Here is a 19275-nt window from a genome sequence, read left to right as displayed (position 1 = left end):
GGGACCCGGCCGGGGTCAGCTCCACCAGCGCTCGAGCACGCGGGCGACGCCGTCGTCGGAGTTGGTCTCGGTGACCTCGTCGGCGGCGGCCAGCGCCTCCGGGTGCGCGTTGCCCATGGCGACGCCGTGCCCGACCATGCTCAGCATCGGGACGTCGTTGGGCATGTCGCCGAAGGCGACCGCCGACGCCGCCGCCACGCCGAGCCGCTCGGCCACCGCGGCCAGCCCGGACGCCTTGGTCACGCCGGGCGCGGAGAGCTCGATCAGCCCGTTGTCGGTGGAGTAGGTGATGTCGACGGCGGCGCCGACCTCGGCCGCGAGCGCCGCGCGCATCTCCCCGCTGCGCGCGCCGACCAGCCGGATCAACATCTTGATGGCGGGGGTGTCGATCACCTCGGTGCGCGCCACCGCGGTGTCGTCCGGGTTCAGCCAGGCGTGCTCGTACTGGGGCGTGCTGACGAACTGCGGGGTCACCGCGTCGTGCGCGCTCTCCCCGACCCGCTCGGTGGCGAGGCCGCAGCCGGGCAGCGCGCGCTCGGCGACATCGGCGAGCCAGGCCAGCGTCTCGACGTCGAGGGTGCGGCTGATCAGCACCCGGTCGGCGGCGCTGTCGTAGACGACGGCGCCGTTGCCGCAGACGCAGAGCGGCGCGAAGCCGAGGCCGTCGATCACCGGGTGCACCCAGCGCGGCGGGCGGCCGGTGGCGAGCACGAACGGCACGCCGTCGGCGACGATCGCGCCGACGGCCGCCTTCGTCCGCGGCGTCACCCGCTCGTCGCGGTCGATCAGCGTGCCGTCCACATCGGAGGCCACCAGCTCGGGCTTGGGTAGGTGCAGACGGGTCACCCACCCATCCTGCCGGATCGCGCGGAGCCGCGGTCGCCGATACACGGCATGCGGGACCGGTACCGCCGTCCCTATGATGCGGGGATCAACATCCGGCCGACGAGTGACCCAGGGGACCGATGACGGGCTTTCTGCTCCGCCGCGCGCTGAACTACGTCGTGCTGCTGTTCCTCGCGTCGTTCCTCACCTTCAGCCTCGCCTCGCTGACCTTCCGCCCGCTGGACAGCCTGGAGCAGCGCAATCCGCGGCCGCCGCAGTCGGTGATCGACGCCAAGGCCGAGGAACTCCATCTGAACGACCCGATACCGGAGCGCTACCTCATCTGGGTCGCAGGCGTGGCGCACGGCGATTTCGGCACCACCCTGACCGGGCAGCCGGTGAGCGCGGAGCTGGGCCGCCGGGTGCTGGTCAGCCTGCGGCTGCTGATCATCGGCTCGATCATCGGCACCGTGCTCGGCGTGCTGATCGGCGCGGCGGGGGCGATCCGGCAGTACAGGTTCAGTGATTACTTCACCACCATCGTCTCGCTGCTCATCCTCAGCACGCCGATCTTCCTGCTCGCGACGCTGTTGAAGTACGGTGCGCTGCAGATCAACACCGCCACCGGCGCGCAGATCTTCCTCTACACCGGCGAGACCTCGGCGAACACCATCGTCGGGTTCGGCCCGCAGCTGCTCGACCGGGTGCAGCACCTGGTGCTGCCGACGCTCGCGCTCGCGCTCGGCGGCATGGCCGGATACAGCCGCTACCAGCGCAATGCCATGCTCGACGTGCTGCAGAGCGATTTCATCAGGACCGCGCGGGCCAAGGGGCTCACGCGCAGCCGCGCGCTCTACAAACACGGGCTGCGCACCGCGCTGATCCCGATGGCGACGCTCTTCGCCTACAGCTTCGGCGGGCTCATCACCGGCGCCGCCTTCACCGAGAAGATCTTCGGCTGGCACGGCATGGGCGAGTGGCTGGTCGATTCGATCAATGCCCAGGATCTCTACGTGGTGGTGACGGTGACCGCCTTCGCCGGGCTGGTGGTGCTGATCTCGGGGCTGCTCTCCGACATCGTGTACGCCGTTCTCGACCCGAGGGTGCGGGTGGCATGACCGAGGCCGAGCTCATCGTCCAGGGCGCGCCGGAGCCCGCCGCGGCGGCCGGGCGCAAGAAGCTGGTGCTGCGGCGCTTCCTGCGGAACAAGCCCGCGGTGGTCGGCGGGGTCGTGCTGATCCTCATGGTGATCGCGAGTTTCGCGCTGCCGCCGCTGCTGAAGTGGGACTACCAGCAGCTCGATTACACCGCGCTGCTGCAGCCGCCGAGCCCGAGCCACCCGTTCGGCACCAACCAGATCGGCCAGGACGTGCTCGCGCAGACCATGCGCGGGCTGCAGAAATCGCTCACCATCGGCTTCTTCGTCGCGGTCTTCAGCACCGCCATCGCCGCCATCGCCGGGGCGATGGCCGGGCTGCTCGGCGGCTGGACCGATCGGGCCATCATGTGGTTCGTCGACCTGCTGCTCGTGGTGCCGAGCTTCATCATCGTCGCGATCTTCGCGCCGCGGACCAAGGGCAGCGGCTCGATCGTGCTGCTCATCGTGTTGCTCGCCGTCTTCAGCTGGATGATCAGCGCGCGCATCGTGCGCGGGCTCACGCTGAGCCTGCGCGATCGCGAATTCGTCAGGGCCGCACGGTACATGGGTGCGTCGACCTGGACCGTGATCATCAGCCACATCGTGCCGAACATCGCCTCGATCCTGATCATCGACACCACGCTCAGCGTCGGCGCGGCGATCATGGCCGAGACCGGGCTCAGCTTCCTCGGCTTCGGCGTGCAGAAGCCGGACGTGTCGCTCGGCTCGCTGATCGCCGAGGGCACCCGCTCCGCGCTCACCTACCCGTGGCTGTTCCTCTTCGCCGGTGGGCTGCTGATCCTCGTCGTGCTCTGCGCCAACCTGGTCGGCGACGGCCTGCGCGATGCCTTCGATCCCTCGGCCGCGCGGGCCCGGTCCAAGAAGTCGGAGAAGTCATGAGTGAGCCGCTGCTCGAGGTGCGGGACCTGCGGGTCTCCTTCCCCGGGGAAGAGGGGCGCATCGACGCGGTGCGCGGGGTGGACTACACCGTCTCCGACGGCGAAGTACTCGCCATCGTCGGCGAATCCGGCTCGGGCAAGTCGGTCTCCTCGCTCGCCGTCATGGGGCTGCTGCCGGACCAGGCGCGGGTGAGCGGATCGATCCGGCTGCGCGGCAGGGAGCTGCTCGGCCTCGGCGACCGCGAGCTCTCCAAGCTGCGCGGCAGCACCGTGAGCATGGTCTTCCAGGACCCGCTCTCCGCGCTCACCCCGGTGTACCGGGTCGGCGAGCAGATCGCGGAGGCCCTGCTCGCGCACGGGAAGATGGGGAAGGCCGCGGCGGCGAAGCGCGCGGTGGAGCTGCTCGACCTGGTCGGCATCCCGGAGCCGGAGCTGCGCGCCAAGGCCTTCCCGCACGAGTTCTCCGGCGGCATGCGGCAGCGCGTGGTGATCGCCATGGCCATCGCGAACGACCCGGCGCTGATCATCTGCGACGAGCCGACCACCGCGCTCGACGTCACGGTGCAGCAGCAGATCCTCGGGCTGCTGCGCGAGGCGCGCGACATCACCGGCGCGGGCGTCGTGATGATCACCCACGACATGGGGATCGCGGCCACCCTGGCCGACCGGGTCGCGGTCATGTACGCGGGCCGGATCGTGGAGACGGCGAGCGCCGGCGAACTCTTCGGCGTGCCGCGGATGCCGTACACGGTGGGGCTGCTCGGCTCCATCCCGCGCATGGACGGCCCGGCGCGTCAGCCGCTCATCCCGATCGTCGGCGCCCCGCCCGCCATGCACGCGCTGCCGCCCGGCTGCTCCTTCGCTCCGCGCTGCCCGGTGGCGCTGGACGCCTGCCTCGCCGCCGAGCCACCGCTGGCGGAGGTCGCGCCTGCCCACCGCGCCGCCTGCATCCGCACCGGCGAGATCGGCTCCGGCGAGCTCTTCGGCGCCTACCGGGCCGAGATCGCGGCGCCGCCGGAGCCCGTCGCGGTCGCGAAACCGGACGTGGTGCTCCGGGTATCGGGGCTGGTCAAGACCTTCCCGCTGACCTCGGGGCTGGTCTTCAAGCGGAAGAAGGGCGAGGTCCGCGCGGTCGACGGGATCGACCTCGAGGTGCGCGAGGGCCGCACGCTCGCGCTGGTCGGCGAGTCCGGGTCGGGCAAGTCGACCACGCTGTCCCAGATCCTGGATCTGGCCAGGCCGCAGCAGGGCCGGATCGAGATTCTCGGCACCGACGTCGCGGCGCTCACCGGCGAGCGCAGGCGCGAGCTGCGCCGGGCCATGCAGATCGTGTTCCAGGACCCGACCGCATCGCTCGACCCGCGGCTCCCGGTCTTCGACGCCATCGCCGAGCCGCTGCGGATCGACAAGCGGCCGCGCGCCGAGATCGCCCGCCGGGTGCCCGAGCTGCTCGCCCAGGTCGGGCTGCGGCCGGAGCACGCCGAGCGCTACCCGGCCGATTTCTCCGGCGGCCAGAAGCAGCGGATCAGCATCGCGCGGGCGCTCGCGCTCGCACCCGAGCTCCTGGTGCTGGACGAGCCGGTCTCCTCGCTGGACGTCTCCATCCAGGCCGGTGTGCTGAACCTGCTGCGCGCGCTGCAGGCCGAGCACCGGCTCTCCTACCTCTTCGTCTCGCACGATCTCTCGGTCGTCCGCAATCTGGCGCACGACATCGCGGTCATGTACCGCGGCAAGATCGTCGAATCCGGACCGGCGGAACAGATCTTCGCGGACCCGAAGCACGAGTACACCCGCGCGCTGATCGCCGCGGTACCGATTCCGGTCGTCAGCGGATAGGAGAACGACGGTGGGCAGGCGCACGACACGCTGGGTGATTCCGCTCCTTGCGGCGGGGCTGGTGCTCGGCGGGTGTGCGAGCCCGGACGACCCGGCCGCCGACGGCGACGCGACGCTCGGCAGCACCAGCGACATCAACCCGCGCGACGTCGCCGAGCTACGCGACGGCGGCAACCTGCGGCTCGCCGTCACGGCACTGCCGCAGAACTGGAACCCGCTGCACACCGACGCGGACGGCAGCGTGAGCAGCGTCCTGCGGCCGACGCTGCCGCGCGCCTTCGTCACCGACGCGGCGGGCGCGCTCAGCGTGAACACCGACTACTTCACCAGCGTCGAGCTCACCGGCGAGCAGCCGCAGCGGGTGACCTACACGATCGCCCCGAATGCGGTCTGGTCCGACGGCACCCCGATCACCTGGCGCGACCTCGCCGCCCAGGCCAACGCGCTGAGCGGCCGCGACCCGCGCTACCTGATCAAGATGACCAACGGCTTCGACCGGGTGGCGAAGGTCGAGCGCGGCGCCGACGACAAACAGGCGGTGCTCACCTTCGACAAGCACTACGCGGACTGGCGCGGCCAGTTCGCCGGGAACACCTTCCTGGTGCCGGAGTCGGTGACGGCGACACCGGAGGCGTTCAACGACAGCCAGGTGGACGGCATCGGCCTGACCGCCGGGCCGTTCCTGGTGCAATCCGTCGACCGGACCCAGGGCCGGATCGTGCTCGGCCACAACCCGCGCTGGTGGGGCACCGAACCGAAGCTGGACACCATCACCTTCTCCGTGCTCACCGACGACGCCACCATGCCCGCGCTGCAGAACAACGAGATCGACGCGATCAGCATCTCCTCGATCGACGACATGCGCACCGCGCGGGCGACGCCCGGCGTCGCGATCCGCCGCGCGCCGGGCAACAGCTGGACGCACCTGACCTTCAACGGCGCGCCCGGCTCGATCTTCGCCGACCCGGCGCTGCGGGTCGCGATCTCGAAGGCCATCGACCGGGCAGGCATCGCGAACGCGGTGCAGAACGGGCTGGTGCAGAACCCGCGGCCGCTCGGCAACCACGTCTACGTGGAGGGCCAGATCGGGTACCGGGACAACAGCCTGCCCTTCGACCCGGCCGCGGCCGCCGCCGAGCTGGACGCGCTCGGCTGGAAGCTGGAGGGCGACGTCCGGGTCAAGGACGGCCGCAGGCTGGAGTTCCGCGACGTCATGTACAACGCCCAGTCCTGGGTGCAGGTCGCGCAGATCATCCAGCAGAACCTGGCCGCGGTCGGCGCGAAGATGAGCATCGACACCAAAACCGGTGCGGGCTACTTCACGGACGTGATCAAACCGGGTGATTTCGATGTGGCGCACTGGGTCTGGTCCGGCGACGCCTTCCCGCTGAGCAGCCTGCCGCAGGTATACGCCTACAACCCGGACGATCTGCAGGGCAACTACGGCCGGATCGGCAACCAGGAGATCAACGCCCTGATCGAGCGCGCGCTGGCCGAGCTGGACCCGGCGAAGGCGATCGAACTCGCCAACGAGGTCGACCGGAAGCTCTTCGAGATCGGCTTCTCGGTTCCGCTGGTGCAGTCCACGGGTAACGTCGCCGTGCGGGCCGAGCTGGCGAACTACGGCGCGCCCGGGCTCGCGTCCTACGACTACACCAGGATCGGGTTCCTGAAGTGACCCCGCCGAACCGGACCGGAAGGAGTGCCATGCGTGCCAGAACCACGGTGGCCCGTCTCGCGATACCCCTGATCGCGCTGAGCCTCATCGCGACCGGATGTAGCGCCGACGACTCCGGCGCACCGGAGGGCGCGGTGGCCGCGATCGGCAGCAGCAGCGACATCAACCCGCGCGACCCGGCCGACCTGAAGGACGGTGGCAACCTGCGGCTCTCGCTCACCGCGCTGCCGGCCAACTGGAACGCGCTCTCCAACGACGGCAACGACGCCGAGACCGGCAGCCTGCTGCGGCCGGTGCTGCCGCGCTCGTTCCGCACCGACGCCGCGGGCGCGCTCTCGGTCAACACCGACTACTTCACCAGCGTCGAGCTGACCGGCACCGAGCCGCAGCAGGTCACCTACACGATCAACCCGGCCGCGGTCTGGTCCGACGGAGCGCCGATCACCTGGGAGGACATCGCGGCCCAGGCGAACGCGCTGAGCGGGCGGGACCCGGCCTTCCTGATCGCCAACACCAGCGGCTTCGACCGGGTCGCGAAGGTCGAGCGCGGCGTCGACGACAGGCAGGCGATCCTCACCTTCGACAAGCACTTCGCCGATTGGCGCGGGCAGTTCGCCGGGAACTCGTTCCTCTTCCCCAAGGCGGTGACGCAGAACCCGGAGGCGTTCAACAAGAGCCTGGTGGACGGCATCGGCCAGACCGCCGGGCCGTTCCTGGTGCAGTCCGTCGACCGGGCGCAGGGCCGGATCGTGCTCGGCCACAACCCGCGCTGGTGGGGGAACAAGCCCAAGCTGGACACCATCACCTACAGCGTGCTGGACAGCGCGGCGCAGATCCCGGCGCTGCAGAACGACGAGATCGACGCCGTCGGCATCGGCTCCCGCGACGACCTGCGCACCGCGCAGACCACCCCTGGCATCGCGATCCGCCGCGCGCCGGGCAACAGCTGGAGCCACCTGACCTTCAACGGCGCGCCCGGCTCGATCCTGGCCGACCCGGCGCTGCGGGTGGCGATCTTCAAGGCGATCGACCGGCAGGGCATCGCCACCGCCATCCACAACGGGCTGGTGCAGGAGCCCAAGCCGCTGAACAACCACATCTACCTGCAGGGTCAGCAGGGATACCAGGACAACAGCCTGCCCTTCGACCCGGCCGCGGCCGCCGCCGAGCTGGACGCGCTCGGCTGGAAGCTGGAGGGCGACGTCCGGGTCAAGGACGGCCGCAAACTCGAGATCCGCGACATCATGTACGACGCGGACACCTGGGTGCAGATCGCGCAGATCATCCAGCAGAACCTGAGCGCCGTCGGGGTCAAGCTGAACATCGAGACCAAGCCGGGCCGCGGCTACTTCACCGAGGTGATCCAGCCGGGCAACTTCGATGTCGCGCAGTGGACCTGGGTCGGCGACCCGTTCCCGCTGGGCAGCCTGGACCAGATCTACGGCTACAAACCGGAGAACCTCCAGGGCAACTACGGCCGGATCGGTTCCCCCGAACTGAACGCGCTGATCGAGGAGACCATCTCCGAACTCGACCCGCAGAAGGCGATCGAGAAGGCCAACCAGATCGACCGCAAGGTGTTCGAGGAGGGGCACTCGCTGCCGCTGCTGCAGTCGCCGGGCAATGTCGCCGTCCGCGCCGACATCGCCAACTTCGGCGCGGCCGGGCTGGCCTCGCTGGACTACACCATCATCGGTTTCGTGAAGTGAGCGCGGGCCGTCGAGTGGCGGCCTATCCGGTGTCCGTGACGATCGGCGCCCTCGCGGTCTGCGCCGCGTGGGCGCCGTTCGCCGATCCGGACCAGCTCGGCGGGCTCGCGGCGGTCGCGCTCGGAATTCTCGGGTACAGCGGAGTTCAGTTGGCGTTCGCGCTCGGGTGGATCGGGGGCGCGGTGCCCGCGGGCGGGCAGGTCCGGGTGCGCCGGGTGCGGCAGCAGCATCGGCTGGTCAGCCGGTCGTGGCTCGAGATCGAGCCGGTCGCGGAGTCCGGGGGCGGGACGCGCTGGGTTCCGGTCTTCTTCGATCCCGCGCTCGTGCTGCACACCGAGCGGGTCGTCCCGGCGGCGGATGCGCTTGGCTCGGCGGACGGGCGGCTGTTCCCGTCGGGGCGGGTGCGGCGCGCCGAGCCGCCGGGTCAGCTGGTCGACAATCCGTCGCGGCCGGATCCGGATGCCGTGGCGCGGGCCGGGCTGTGGCGGCGCCTGGTGCTCGACGCGCAGTCCGCGGTCGCGGCGCCGTTCGCGGCGCTGTTCTGGGTCTATGTCGCCGGTGGCGGGCTCGCCGCCTTCGCGGCGGCGGGCTCGGTGGGGGCGGTGGCGGCACTGTGGCTGGCGGCGGTCAGCGGCTCCGACCCGAGCTGACTGGTCTGACCACTTGACCTCTGACCAATTCCGGCGCAGACTCCCGGCATGCCTTTGCAACCGGTGGTCAAGCGCTCGGTCTCGGCCGACGTCTTCGAACAGATCGCGGCCGATGTCCTGAGCGGCGAGCTCCCGCCCGGCTCGACGCTGCCCAGCGAGCGGCAGCTGGCCGAGGCGCTCGGCGTCTCCCGGCCCGCCGTGCGGGAGGCGCTGCAGCGGCTGGCCGGGGCCGGGCTGGTCGCCGTGCGGCAGGGCGACGCGACGACCGTGCTCGACTACCGGCACGGCTCCGGGCTGGAGATCCTGCCCCGGCTGCTGATCCGGGACGGCGTGCTCGAGCCAGCGGTGGCGCGCAGCATCCTCGAGGTCAGGCTGCACAGCGGGCCGAAGATCGCCGAGCTGGCCGCCGCTCGCCTCGGCCGGCGGCGCACCGCTGTCGGCGACGATCCCGGCGCGGCGCCCCGCAGTGATGCCGACGCCGCTGTTCGCGGGCGCGAGATCGCGGACGGGATCGTCGCCGCCGCGGAGGCGGTCGCCGCCGCCGCGGACGACCCCATCGCCGCGCAGCGCGCGGCCCTCACCTTCTGGGACCACGTGGTCGACGCCGCCGACTCCATCGTCTTCCGGCTCATGTTCACCATGCTGCGCGCCGCCTACGAACCCGCGCTGGCGGCGCTGGCCCCGGTCATGTCCGCCGAGGTGGGCAATGCCGAGGCGTACCGCGCCCTCGCCGCCGCCGTCACGGACGGCGACCCCGAGGAGGCCGCCGCGCTGGCCCGCGCCCTGCTGGAGCCGGCCACCACCACCCTGATCGAGATCCTCACCCCGGAGGAGCAGCCATGAGTACCAGAACCCGCCCGGTCCGGCGCAACCTCTCCCTGCGCGCCGCGTTCACCGAATTCCTGCGCCACCCCTCGCCCTGGATGATCGCCGCGACCCTGGTCGCCGCGCTCACCGCCCGGCTCGCGCTCGGCGACTGGCAGCCGACCGACGCACTGGTGCCGCTGCTCGCGCTGGCCGCCTTCCCCGCCATCGAGTGGGTCATCCACGTGACCGTGCTGCACTGGCGCCCGCGGCGGCTCGGGCCGGTCTCGATCGACTCCGAGCTGGCCCGCAAGCACCGCGAGCACCACGCCGACCCGCGCGACATCCCGCTGATCTTCATCCCGCCGCGCTCGCTGCTGGTCACCATCGCGGTGCTGACCGCTATCGCCCTGCTCGCCTTCCCCAGGACCGAGCTCGGGCTCACCGTCCTGCTCACCATCACCGTGCTCGGCATCGCGTACGAGTGGACGCACTACCTGATCCACACCGACTACAAGCCGAAGCGCGCGCTCTACCGCGCGGTGTGGCGCAACCACCGGCACCACCACTACCGGAACGAGCACTACTGGTTCACGGTGACCAGCTCCGGCACCGCCGACCGGCTCCTCGGCACCTACCCGGACCCGGACACCGTCGCCGCATCGCCGACCGCGCGGCACCTGCACGGCCTCGACAAATTACCCTAGGGGGGTATGGTAGGAACCGAACCCGCCGACGAAGGAGCGCCCGATGACCACCGCCACGCAGCAGCCCGTCGGGCAGATCGAGCTCGTGATCGGCGGCATGACCTGCGCCTCCTGCGCGAACCGGATCGAGAAGAAGCTGAACCGGCTCGACGGCGTCAGCGCGACCGTCAACTACGCCACCGAGAAGGCGAGCGTCGAGGTCACCGGGCCGGTGCACCCCGATCAGCTGATCGACGTGGTCGAGCAGGCCGGGTACACCGCCGCGCTGCCCGCGCCCCCCGAGGCGAAGGCGCCTGCTGCGGCCGAGCCCGACCCGGCGGCCGAGGCGAGGAACCGGCTGACGATCTCCGCGCTGCTCACCGTCCCGGTGATCGCCATGGCCATGATCCCGGCGCTGCAGTTCACCAACTGGCAGTGGCTCTCGCTGACGCTGGCCGCGCCGGTGGTGGTCTGGGGCGCGCTCCCCTTCCACCGCGCGGCCCTGACCAACCTGCGGCACGGCGCCGCCACCATGGACACCCTGGTCTCGATGGGCGTGCTCGCCGCCTTCGGCTGGTCGCTCTACGCCCTGTTCCTCGGCACCGCGGGCACGCCGGGAATGACGCACCCGTTCGAGTTCACCATCGCCAGGATGGACGGCACCGGCGCGATCTACCTGGAGGCGGCGGCGGGCGTCACCACCTTCATCCTGGCCGGGCGGTACTTCGAGGCGCGCTCCAAGCGGCAGGCGGGGGCGGCGCTGCGGGCGCTGCTCGAGCTCGGCGCCAAGGACGTCGCGGTGCGCCGCGACGGGGTCGAGCGGCGGATCCCGGTGCGGGAGCTGCTGGTCGGCGACGAGTTCGTGGTCCGGCCGGGCGAGAAGATCGCCGCCGACGGGGTCGTGGTCGACGGCTCTTCGGCGGTGGACGCGGCGATGCTCACCGGCGAGTCGGTCCCGATCGAGGTCGGGCCGGGCGCCGCGGTGACCGGCGGCACCGTCGATATCGGCGGGCGGCTGGTCGTCCGGGCGACCCGGGTGGGCGCCGACACCCAGCTGGCCAGGATGGCGAAGCTGGTCGAGGAGGCGCAGGCGGGCAAGGCCCGCGCGCAGCGGCTGGCGGATCGGATCTCCGGCGTCTTCGTCCCGATAGTGATCGCGCTCGCGGTCGGCACGCTCGGCTTCTGGCTCGGCACCGGCGGCTCGGTGGCGGCCGCCTTCACCGCGGCGGTCGCGGTGCTGATCATCGCCTGCCCGTGCGCGCTCGGCCTGGCCACGCCGACGGCGCTGCTGGTCGGCACCGGGCGCGGCGCGCAGCTCGGCATCCTGATCAAGGGGCCGGAGGTGCTGGAGCAGACCCGGCGGGTGGACACCGTCGTGCTGGACAAGACCGGCACCGTCACCACCGGCGTCATGACGCTGCTGGAGGTCGTCGCGGCCGACGGCGAGGACGCCGACCGGGTGCTCGCGCTGGCGGGCGCGCTGGAACACGGCTCTGAGCACCCGATCGCCCGCGCGATCGCCACCGCCGCCGCGGAGCGCACCGGCGAGCTCGCCGCGGTCACCGGCTTCGCCAATCGGGAGGGGCTCGGCGTGCGCGGCACCGTCGACGGCACCGAACTGCTGGTCGGGCGGGCCCGGCTGCTCACCGAGCAGGGCCTCGAGCTCGGCACCGAGCTGGCGGCGGCAGTCGAGCGGGCGCAGCGCGCCGGCCGCACCGCGGTGCTGGCCGGCTGGGCGGGCAGGGCCCGCGGCGTGCTCGTCGTCGCCGACGCCGTCCGGGAGACCTCGGCCGAGGCGGTCACCCGGCTGCGCACGCTCGGGCTCACCCCGGTCATGCTCACCGGCGACAACGCCGCCGCGGCGCGGGCCGTCGCCGCGCAGGTCGGGATCGACGAGGTGATCGCCGACGTCCTGCCCGAGGAGAAGGCCGACACCGTGCGCGAGCTGCAGCGGCGGGGCCGGGTGGTCGCCATGGTCGGCGACGGCGTGAACGACGCCGCCGCGCTGGCCACCGCCGACCTCGGGATCGCCATGGGCACCGGCACCGACGTCGCCATCGAGGCGAGCGACCTCACCCTGGTCCGCGGCGACCTGCGGGTGGCCGCGGATGCCATCCGGCTCGCGCGGCGCACCCTGCGCACCATCCACGGCAACCTGTTCTGGGCCTTCGCCTACAACGTCGCCGCCATCCCGCTGGCCGTCGCCGGGCTGCTGAACCCCATGCTCGCCGGCGCCGCCATGGCGCTGAGCTCGGTGTTCGTGGTCAGCAACAGCCTGCGGCTGCGCGCCTTCCGCTAACCGCCGCCACTGTTCAGCCACTGCTCCTTCAAGTGCAGGTGGTTCTCCCACCACTGCCGCTGCACCTCCGGGTCGGCGTCCGCGGCGGGCGGCATGGACTCACCGGGGAAGAGCCCGCTCGGAAGCGGCGCGATCGGCGAGGCGGGCGCGGGGGCGGGGGGCGGCTCGGGAGCTGGTTCGGGAGCGGGCTCCGGGGCAGGCTCCGGCTCGGGCGGCGGCGGTGCCTGCGTCGTCCGCGGGGGCGCGGGGCGTTGCGGCGCGGGCCGGGGCGCGGGCGGCGGCGGGGCCGGCTCGGCCACCTCGGCGGTGATCTCCGCGGGCGGGGGCGGCGGTACCTCGGCAGGCGGCGGCGGGGGCGGCTCCACCGGGGGCGGGGCCTCGGGCGGCTGGGTCGGCTCCGCGGCCGAGGACGGCGCAGGCGCCGAGCTGGCGATGGCGGCGGGCGAGGGCTGTTGCTCGGTGTGGCCGCTGTCGAGCACCTGGGCGGCGGCGAAGCCGGTGGCGCCGAGTACGAGCGCGGCAGCGGCAGCGACCAGCAGCGGCCGCACTCCGCGGCGGCGCGGGGCGGCGGCGACCGGAGCGGCCCGGCCGGTCGCGGCGGCGAGCGCGGCGCCCTGCGCGACGGCCTTGCCCGGCGCGGCCGGATGCACGACCGGGACTCCGAAGGCCGAGCGCAGCGCCTCCGCCAGGGCGGCGTCGTCGGCGGCCGAGCCGCAGAGCACCACCGCGTCCGGCTCGGCATGCACCGCCGTGAGCACCGAGCGGACCCGGGCCAGCGTGCGCTCGATGCCCTCGGCATCGGCGACGACGGTCTGCCAGGAATCGCCGACCGGCGCCTGATTGCGGTCGGGGCCGACCACCGCGCAGGTGGTGTGGAAATCCGCGGCCTCCAGCACCAGCACGGTGTTGTGCCCGGCCACCTCGGGCAGGTGCGCGACGAAGGCCGCGAGCGCCGACCTGGTCGACACCAGCGAGGCCGTGCGCCATGGGCCGTCGGCCAGCGCGGCCAGGATCTCCCGGCGCTGCGTCGGGGAGCGATAGGCGACGGCGATGTCATCGATCGTCACATCGGAGCCGGGTGCCGTGCCCACCTCGTCCAGGACGGTGACGATCGTTTCGACGGTCGCGCCGTCGGCGACGTCCCGCTCCGCCGTGCGTAGCACGGTTGGGCTCGCGCCGTCGGTCGACGATCGCGAGAGCAGTACCCCGCTCACCACTGTCCGTTCTGCGGACACACCAGCTGTGGCCATTGGGTTCACACCTCGAGCTCTTGCACAACACACACTCCTCGGCGATTCGACACGACTGCGGCTACCGATTGGTCGGTATCCAGAAATTCCTCGGTGAATTCTGTGCAACGTCGCCGCGCGCGGCGCCGGATCGCGTCGTCGTGTGCATCTGCACGACGCGACCACAGGGGAGATCGTGCCAGGTGACAGGCCGTTACCGCACGCCTCATCCGGATTTCGCCCTCGGGGGCTGCGTCTGCACCCGGCGCACCGCGTCGGGCACCTCCGGCACACTCACAGCGAGCGCGCCGAGCCGGGTTCGGCGCCGAAGGTGCCCGGATGCACAGCGGCCCTCCCCGGCCGGGGCGACGGAGTGTCCTGTTCGGCCAATCTCGGGGACGACGGCGTGCGGGCGATCGAACATGTCCGGAGGGTTGCCGGAATCCTCCGGCCGAATCAGGCAGAGAGCGGATGACGGGATTCGAACCCGCGACCCTCACCTTGGCAAGGTGATGCGCTACCACTGCGCTACATCCGCGCGCGCCCCGGGGGGCGCTGGAAAAACTCTATCCGCCCGCGTCCGGATTCCGAGAATCGCGCTGGTCGGGATCGCTCAGGGCGGCGCGCTTCGCGGCCCGCTCGGCCACCTCGGCGGCGTCCAGCTCGTTCGCCTGCTCCAGGGTGGGCGCCGAGCCGCCGAGGCGGGACGGCACCCAGTACGCGCCCTCCTCGTGCCGGTAGTCGCGCTGGGCATCCAGCAGCAGCCGCTGCATGGTCGCGCGCAGCTCGGCGGTGAGCTCGGCGGCGGGCTCATACGGCTGGATCGGTGCTCCGACCACGATGTGGATCGGCGTATTGGTGCGGCCGAGGCGCTTGGGGTGACCCTTGGTCCAGACCCGCTGCGCACCCCAGATCGCCACCGGGATGATCGGCACCTGGGCCTCCAGCGCCATTCTCGCCGCGCCGGACTTGAAGTCCTTGATCTCGAAGCTGCGGCTGATGGTGGCCTCGGGGTAGACGCCGACCAGCTCGCCGCGGCTCAGGTACCGCACGGCGGCCCGGTAGGAGTCGGCGCCCGCGCCGCGATCCACCGGAATGTGCTTGAGCGCGCGCATGATCGGGCCGGAGATCTTGTTGTCGAAGACCTCCTTCTTCGCCATGAAGCGGATGTACCGCTTCGGCGTGCGCGCGGGGAGGCCGGCGTAGGTGAAGTCCAGGTAGCCGGTGTGGTTGATGGCGACCACGCCGCCACCGGTGGCGGGGAAGTTCTCGGCGCCGGTGACGGTGAATTTCAGGCCCTGCACGAAGAAGACGGTCCGGGCCAGGCCGATGATCGTGCGGTAGACGGGTTCCACAGTTCCGCTAGCGTAGTCGCCGCATCCTTCCGCTCCGGCACCAGGCATCACGAGAGAAGAGGTACGTCGACGTGCACCGCGATCCGCGAGCCAAGCGCCCCGCTCCCCCGCTCCGCCCGAGGCGGCAGGCGCGGAGACTGGTGCTCGGCGGTCTCGCGGTGGCGCTGATCGCGGGCTGTGACTCCGTCTCCGGCATCCCCGGCGACGAGCCGGAACAGCAGGCGGCGCAGGTCACAACGTCCGCCGCCACCGTGCCGAGCAGCAGCATTCCGGCTCCGCCGCCCGCGCCGGAGGCGCCGCCGGTGCCTGCGGAGGCACCGCCGGTAGGTGAGGTGCCAGGCACTCCGGGCGCCGCGCCCGCGCTGCGCCGCTGGGCCGCCGACCTGACCACGCAGCCGATCGAGGAGCTGCAGGAGTCCTGCTGGACGCTGGCGCCCGCGCACGTCGCGGAGATGTACGCCGACGCCGCGCCGGTGCTCGCCGCGCTGGCCGGGCCGGGCACCGCCACCGCGACCGCCGTCAGCTGGCAGGGCCCGGCGGTGACGGTCCGCGCCGAGCTGCGCGACATCGAGTCCGGCTACGCCTGCCCCCGGGTCTTCGCCACCGGAACCACCCCGCAGTTCGACGACGCCGACGCCAGGCACGTGGTGCGCCGCTACCTCTCCCGCTTCGTCGGGCAGCCGCTCGACCCCGCCGACACCGAGGGCGAGCACCCGCTGGTCTGCGCCGCCACCCCGGCCACCTGGGACCCGCGCGGCACCGGCTCCCCGCTGCCCGCGCCGCTGGCGAACAAGCCGGGCGCGCTCACCGGCGTCACCGCCTTCGACGACACCGAGCTCACCTCGGCCTGGCTCGGCGCCGGCTACATCACCGTGCAGGCGCCGGTGACGCAGGCGACCGGCGCCACGCAGACCCGCACCTTCACCCTCACCGACGGCTCCGCGACCGGCGACGCGGCCGCGCAGGGCTACTGCATCGGCGACGTCACCCCCTGAGCAGGCGCCGTTCCGACGGATTACCCTTGGCATCTGGCAACGGTCAGGAGGAGCATTCCGTGCAGATCACCAGCGTCGGACACGCCGGTTTCCACATCCGCACCACGGCCGGGACGATTCTCTGCGATCCCTGGGTGAACCCGGCCTACTTCGCCTCGTGGGTGCCGTTCCCGGACAACACCGGGCTGGACTGGGACGCCATCGGCGACGTCGACTTCCTCTACGTCTCGCACCTGCACCGCGACCACTTCGACGCGAAGAACCTGCTCGAGCACGTGAACAAGAACGCCACCGTGCTGCTGCCCGACTACCCGGTGCCCGACCTGCGCCGCGAACTGGAGAAGCTCGGCTTCGAGAAGTTCTTCGAAACCGAGGACTCGGTCAAGCACACCGTCACCGGGCCCGGCGGTGAGCTGGAGATCATGATCATCGCGCTGCGCGCGCCCGCCGACGGCCCGATCGGCGACTCCGGCATCGTCGTCTCCGACGGCGAGACCACCTGCTTCAACATGAACGACGCCCGCCCGGTCGACATGGAGCTGCTCGACCAGGCGTTCGGCCACATCGACATCCACCTGCTGCAGTACTCCGGCGCCATCTGGTACCCGATGGTCTACGACATCCCCTCCCGCACCAAGGCCAACTTCGCCAGGCAGAAACGCCAGCGCGGGATGGACCGGGCCCGCTCCTACATCGAGCAGGTCGGCGCGACCTGGGTGGTGCCATCGGCGGGCCCGCCGGTCTTCCTCGACGACGAGCTGCGCTACCTCAACGACACCGAGGACCGCTTCTCCCCGGAGAACAGCAATATCTTCCCGGACCAGGAGACCTTCCTCGAGCAGATGCGGATCAACGGCAACTCCGGCGGGATCCTGATGATCCCCGGCTCGGTGGCCGAGGTGCACGGCAAGGAACTCGAACTCACCCACCCGGTGGACCCGGCCACCATCTACGGCGACAAGGCCGCCTACATCGAGGAGATGGCCACCAGGCTGGCCCCGGTCATCGCCGCGCAGAAGGCCACCTGGGCCTACGGCGACGGCCCGCTGCTCGAGCCGCTGCGCGCCAAGTTCGAGCCGATCATGGCGCAGAGCGACCTGATCTGCGACGGCATCGGGTACGCGGTCGGGCTGGTCATGGGCGACGAGACGGTGGTGCTCGACTTCCCGAAGCGGGTGGTCCGCGCGCCCGTCGAGGGCGAGGGCAAGTACCGCTACGGCTTCCGCATCGCCCCCGAACTGGTCCGCACCGTGCTGCGCGACGACGAACCGGACTGGGTGAACACGATCTTCCTCTCCACCCGGTTCCAGACCTGGCGCATCGGCGGCTACAACGAGTTCCTCTACACCTTCTTCAAGTGCCTCACCGACGAGCGGATCGCCTACGCCGACGGCTGGTTCTCCGAGGCACACGACGACTCCGCCTCGGTCGAGCTGGAAGGCTGGGAGATCCAGCGCCGCTGCCCGCACCTCAAGGCCGATCTCTCCCGCTTCGGGGTGATCGACGGCAGCACCCTCACCTGCAACCTGCACGGCTGGCAGTGGGATCTGGAGAGCGGGCGCTGCAAGACCTCCAAGGGCCACGAGCTGCGGTCGAAGAAGCTGGAGACGCACTGACGCCCGGTCCGCCGGCCGGCCCCGCAGCGGGCCGACCGGCGGACCGGCGCTCATCAGGCGCTGACGCGGGCGCCGACCTCCCTGGTCAGCTTGGAGGACCAGGGGCACCAGAAACAGCCGGGCAGGAAGGCGCCGCAGGCCTCGTCCAGGTGGTCCTCGGTGTAGGTGATGGACGAGTCGCACACCTCGATCGCCATGGTGAAGAAGGTGATGGTGTCCGGGTCCAGGTGGAAGCTCCAGTGCGGGTTGTAGTCCACCGGCTGCTTCCGGATGCGACCCATCACGTGGATCGACATCGTCTCCTCCCCGGCCAGGATGCGCCGGGCCTCCTCGATTCGCTGCTCGTTGTTGAGCCGGATGATGAATTCCTTGCCGGAGTAGTCCGTGAACGCGAAGTCGGCCATATGTCACCTCGAAGTCGTCGGGCGATGGAGCCTTGCGGAGCCGATCGTAATGGGGATTGACAGTTCATCGCGTGAAAATGATTCAGTTGCAGCGAATTTCGGGCAAACTCCCCGGAACGGTCCGCCTTACCGATCCGCGGCCACCTTCGGGTGCACGATCAGATCCCTGATGGCCATCGCGCCGCGGCCGACCGGGGCGGCGATCCGGCCTTCCCGGTCGATCAGGACCGCCGACGGGGTTCCGCGGACCCGATAGCGCAGCGCCGCCTCGTTTCCCTGCTGTACGAGGACCGGGATATCACCGAGCCGCTGCTCCGCGCCCCACGCGGCGTGTTCCGCCGGGTCGCCGTTGCCGACCGTGACGATGGTGAGCGCCTCCGCGACCCGGCGCTGCCAGCGCGGCAGCTCCCTGGCCAGCGCCGCGCACATCTCGCAGCCCGGGTGCACGAAGACGAGCAGGACGCCGCGGCCGTGGACGAGCAGGTCGGCCAGCGTCACCGGGGTCGCGCCGGGATCGGCCGGGCGGAGCTCGAATTCCGGTGCCACCGCCCCGGCCGGCAACCCCTCGGCACCGAGCGTGGTGAGCGCCTGCTGGTCCAGCCTCCGGCGCACCGCGAGCAGTTCGCCGACCAGCCACAGCAGCACCGCGGCGAGCAGCGCGAAGAGGGTGAGCCCGAAGGTGTTGTCCGCGGGCAGGATCTCGGGGACCTCGGGGTAGCGCAGCGCGCCTGCCAGCACGATCGCGGCGAGCGCGAGCAGGATTCCATTGCGCACCAGCGTTGTTCCGCCGATGGGCCGCTCGCTCGCGCCGAAGCAGGCGCAGGCGGGGCGCTTGCCCGCGCGCAGCAGCCGCAGCACCGCGCCGGTGAAGACCAGCAGCGTCAGCACCGCGGCGCCCGCCGCGAGCCCGGCCACCGGGCGGATCAGCACCCCGGCCGCGATCATCGCCTCCAGCCAGGGCAGCCCAGCGGCGACGGCGGGCACCGCGCGTACCGGTACCCCGAACTCCCCCACCGCCTTCCGCGTCGCCGGTGCGTCCAGCAACTTTCCCGCCGCCGCGAGCCCGAACACCATGCCGAGCATCAATCGAGACACCCACACCCCGTATTCGATCACCATGCTGGCAGCGTAGTTTGCCCGGACTTCGCCGGT

16 protein-coding genes and 1 tRNA gene are annotated in these 19275 nt (G+C 71.6%); 11 read left to right on the top strand and 6 right to left on the bottom strand.

Annotated features, from left to right (window positions below):
• Positions 1-15: 15 nt before the first annotated feature.
• Positions 16-846, bottom strand: coding sequence for an HAD family hydrolase (locus tag ACFO0B_RS17930; RefSeq protein ID WP_378613605.1), 831 nt, complete (start codon positions 844-846; stop codon positions 16-18).
• Between the two features lie 119 nt (positions 847-965).
• Here ACFO0B_RS17930 and ACFO0B_RS17925 point away from each other — a divergent pair, with 119 nt between their 5' ends.
• From ACFO0B_RS17925 to ACFO0B_RS17885, 9 genes are read left to right on the top strand one after another with little or no spacing between them, the layout of a single operon-like run.
• A complete protein-coding gene (locus tag ACFO0B_RS17925; protein ID WP_378613604.1) occupies positions 966-1943 on the top strand; it encodes an ABC transporter permease in 978 nt (325 codons plus the stop codon).
• Entirely contained in the window at positions 1940-2863 is a 924-nt protein-coding gene (locus tag ACFO0B_RS17920; RefSeq protein ID WP_378613603.1) for an ABC transporter permease, read from the top strand. Before ACFO0B_RS17925 ends, ACFO0B_RS17920 begins: the two co-directional genes overlap by 4 nt.
• Positions 2860-4698: an ABC transporter ATP-binding protein gene (locus ACFO0B_RS17915; RefSeq protein ID WP_378613602.1), complete on the top strand. Its 1839-nt coding sequence runs from the start codon at positions 2860-2862 to the stop codon at positions 4696-4698. Before ACFO0B_RS17920 ends, ACFO0B_RS17915 begins: the two co-directional genes overlap by 4 nt.
• A 34-nt stretch (positions 4699-4732) precedes the next feature.
• Positions 4733-6376, top strand: a complete 1644-nt coding sequence (locus ACFO0B_RS17910) for an ABC transporter family substrate-binding protein (RefSeq protein WP_378613601.1) — start codon at positions 4733-4735, stop codon at positions 6374-6376.
• A 29-nt stretch (positions 6377-6405) separates the two neighbouring features.
• Complete coding sequence (locus ACFO0B_RS17905) at positions 6406-8085, top strand: ABC transporter family substrate-binding protein (protein WP_378613600.1); 1680 nt, start codon at positions 6406-6408, stop codon at positions 8083-8085.
• Between the two features lie 35 nt (positions 8086-8120).
• Positions 8121-8735, top strand: coding sequence for a hypothetical protein (locus tag ACFO0B_RS17900; protein ID WP_378613599.1), 615 nt, complete (start codon positions 8121-8123; stop codon positions 8733-8735).
• A 48-nt stretch (positions 8736-8783) separates the two neighbouring features.
• Complete coding sequence (locus tag ACFO0B_RS17895; protein WP_378613598.1) at positions 8784-9578, top strand: FadR/GntR family transcriptional regulator; 795 nt, start codon at positions 8784-8786, stop codon at positions 9576-9578.
• Positions 9575-10246 carry a sterol desaturase family protein gene (locus ACFO0B_RS17890; RefSeq protein ID WP_378613597.1) on the top strand — a complete coding sequence of 224 codons (672 nt, stop codon included), beginning with the start codon at positions 9575-9577 and terminating at the stop codon, positions 10244-10246. Before ACFO0B_RS17895 ends, ACFO0B_RS17890 begins: the two co-directional genes overlap by 4 nt.
• A gap of 43 nt (positions 10247-10289) precedes the next feature.
• A complete protein-coding gene (locus tag ACFO0B_RS17885; RefSeq protein ID WP_378613596.1) occupies positions 10290-12524 on the top strand; it encodes a heavy metal translocating P-type ATPase in 2235 nt (744 codons plus the stop codon).
• Here ACFO0B_RS17885 and ACFO0B_RS17880 read toward each other — a convergent pair.
• The 3 genes from ACFO0B_RS17880 to ACFO0B_RS17870 all read right to left on the bottom strand — a co-directional run bounded on the left by ACFO0B_RS17880 (position 12521) and on the right by ACFO0B_RS17870 (position 15108).
• The gene (locus ACFO0B_RS17880) at positions 12521-13687 is read right to left on the bottom strand and encodes a hypothetical protein (protein WP_378613595.1); all 1167 of its coding nucleotides are present in this window, start codon (positions 13685-13687) and stop codon (positions 12521-12523) included. The two genes, ACFO0B_RS17885 and ACFO0B_RS17880, sit on opposite strands and share 4 nt — an antisense overlap.
• Positions 13688-14219: 532 nt before the next feature.
• Positions 14220-14291 (bottom strand) — tRNA-Gly (locus tag ACFO0B_RS17875).
• Between the two features lie 28 nt (positions 14292-14319).
• On the bottom strand, positions 14320-15108 hold the full coding sequence (locus ACFO0B_RS17870; protein WP_378613594.1) for a lysophospholipid acyltransferase family protein: 789 nt from the start codon (positions 15106-15108) through the stop codon (positions 14320-14322).
• Between the two features lie 71 nt (positions 15109-15179).
• Between ACFO0B_RS17870 and ACFO0B_RS17865 the strand changes: the two genes are divergently transcribed.
• A complete protein-coding gene (locus ACFO0B_RS17865; protein WP_378613593.1) occupies positions 15180-16103 on the top strand; it encodes a hypothetical protein in 924 nt (307 codons plus the stop codon).
• A gap of 59 nt (positions 16104-16162) precedes the next feature.
• Positions 16163-17719 carry a Rieske 2Fe-2S domain-containing protein gene (locus tag ACFO0B_RS17860; RefSeq protein ID WP_378613592.1) on the top strand — a complete coding sequence of 519 codons (1557 nt, stop codon included), beginning with the start codon at positions 16163-16165 and terminating at the stop codon, positions 17717-17719.
• Between the two features lie 53 nt (positions 17720-17772).
• Here the strand turns inward: ACFO0B_RS17860 and ACFO0B_RS17855 are convergent, their stop codons facing one another.
• Both ACFO0B_RS17855 and ACFO0B_RS17850 read right to left on the bottom strand, forming a co-directional pair.
• Positions 17773-18123 (bottom strand): BP74-related protein, encoded by a 351-nt coding sequence (locus tag ACFO0B_RS17855; protein WP_378613591.1) that lies wholly within the window; start codon positions 18121-18123, stop codon positions 17773-17775.
• 126 nt (positions 18124-18249) lie between these two features.
• Positions 18250-19242: a MauE/DoxX family redox-associated membrane protein gene (locus ACFO0B_RS17850; RefSeq protein ID WP_378613590.1), complete on the bottom strand. Its 993-nt coding sequence runs from the start codon at positions 19240-19242 to the stop codon at positions 18250-18252.
• Positions 19243-19275 lie beyond the last annotated feature (33 nt).

Source organism: Nocardia jiangsuensis, assembly GCF_042650385.1.
Lineage (GTDB): Bacteria > Actinomycetota > Actinomycetes > Mycobacteriales > Mycobacteriaceae > Nocardia > Nocardia jiangsuensis.
Note: the sequence above shows the minus strand (reverse complement) of the source record. Positions and strands in the feature narration are given on the sequence as shown.

Bases quoted from the DNA above. Each gene is read 5' to 3' on its own strand.
- ACFO0B_RS17905 (WP_378613600.1), top strand. From the start codon at position 6,406: ATGCGTGCCAGAACCACGGTGGCCCGTCTCGCGATACCCCTGATCGCG.
- ACFO0B_RS17895 (WP_378613598.1), top strand. From the start codon at position 8,784: ATGCCTTTGCAACCGGTGGTCAAGCGCTCGGTCTCGGCCGACGTCTTC.
- ACFO0B_RS17925 (WP_378613604.1), top strand. From the start codon at position 966: ATGACGGGCTTTCTGCTCCGCCGCGCGCTGAACTACGTCGTGCTGCTG.
- ACFO0B_RS17890 (WP_378613597.1), top strand. From the start codon at position 9,575: ATGAGTACCAGAACCCGCCCGGTCCGGCGCAACCTCTCCCTGCGCGCC.
- ACFO0B_RS17915 (WP_378613602.1), top strand. From the start codon at position 2,860: ATGAGTGAGCCGCTGCTCGAGGTGCGGGACCTGCGGGTCTCCTTCCCC.
- ACFO0B_RS17885 (WP_378613596.1), top strand. From the start codon at position 10,290: ATGACCACCGCCACGCAGCAGCCCGTCGGGCAGATCGAGCTCGTGATC.
- ACFO0B_RS17850 (WP_378613590.1), bottom strand. From the start codon at position 19,242: ATGGTGATCGAATACGGGGTGTGGGTGTCTCGATTGATGCTCGGCATG.
- ACFO0B_RS17920 (WP_378613603.1), top strand. From the start codon at position 1,940: ATGACCGAGGCCGAGCTCATCGTCCAGGGCGCGCCGGAGCCCGCCGCG.
- ACFO0B_RS17855 (WP_378613591.1), bottom strand. From the start codon at position 18,123: ATGGCCGACTTCGCGTTCACGGACTACTCCGGCAAGGAATTCATCATC.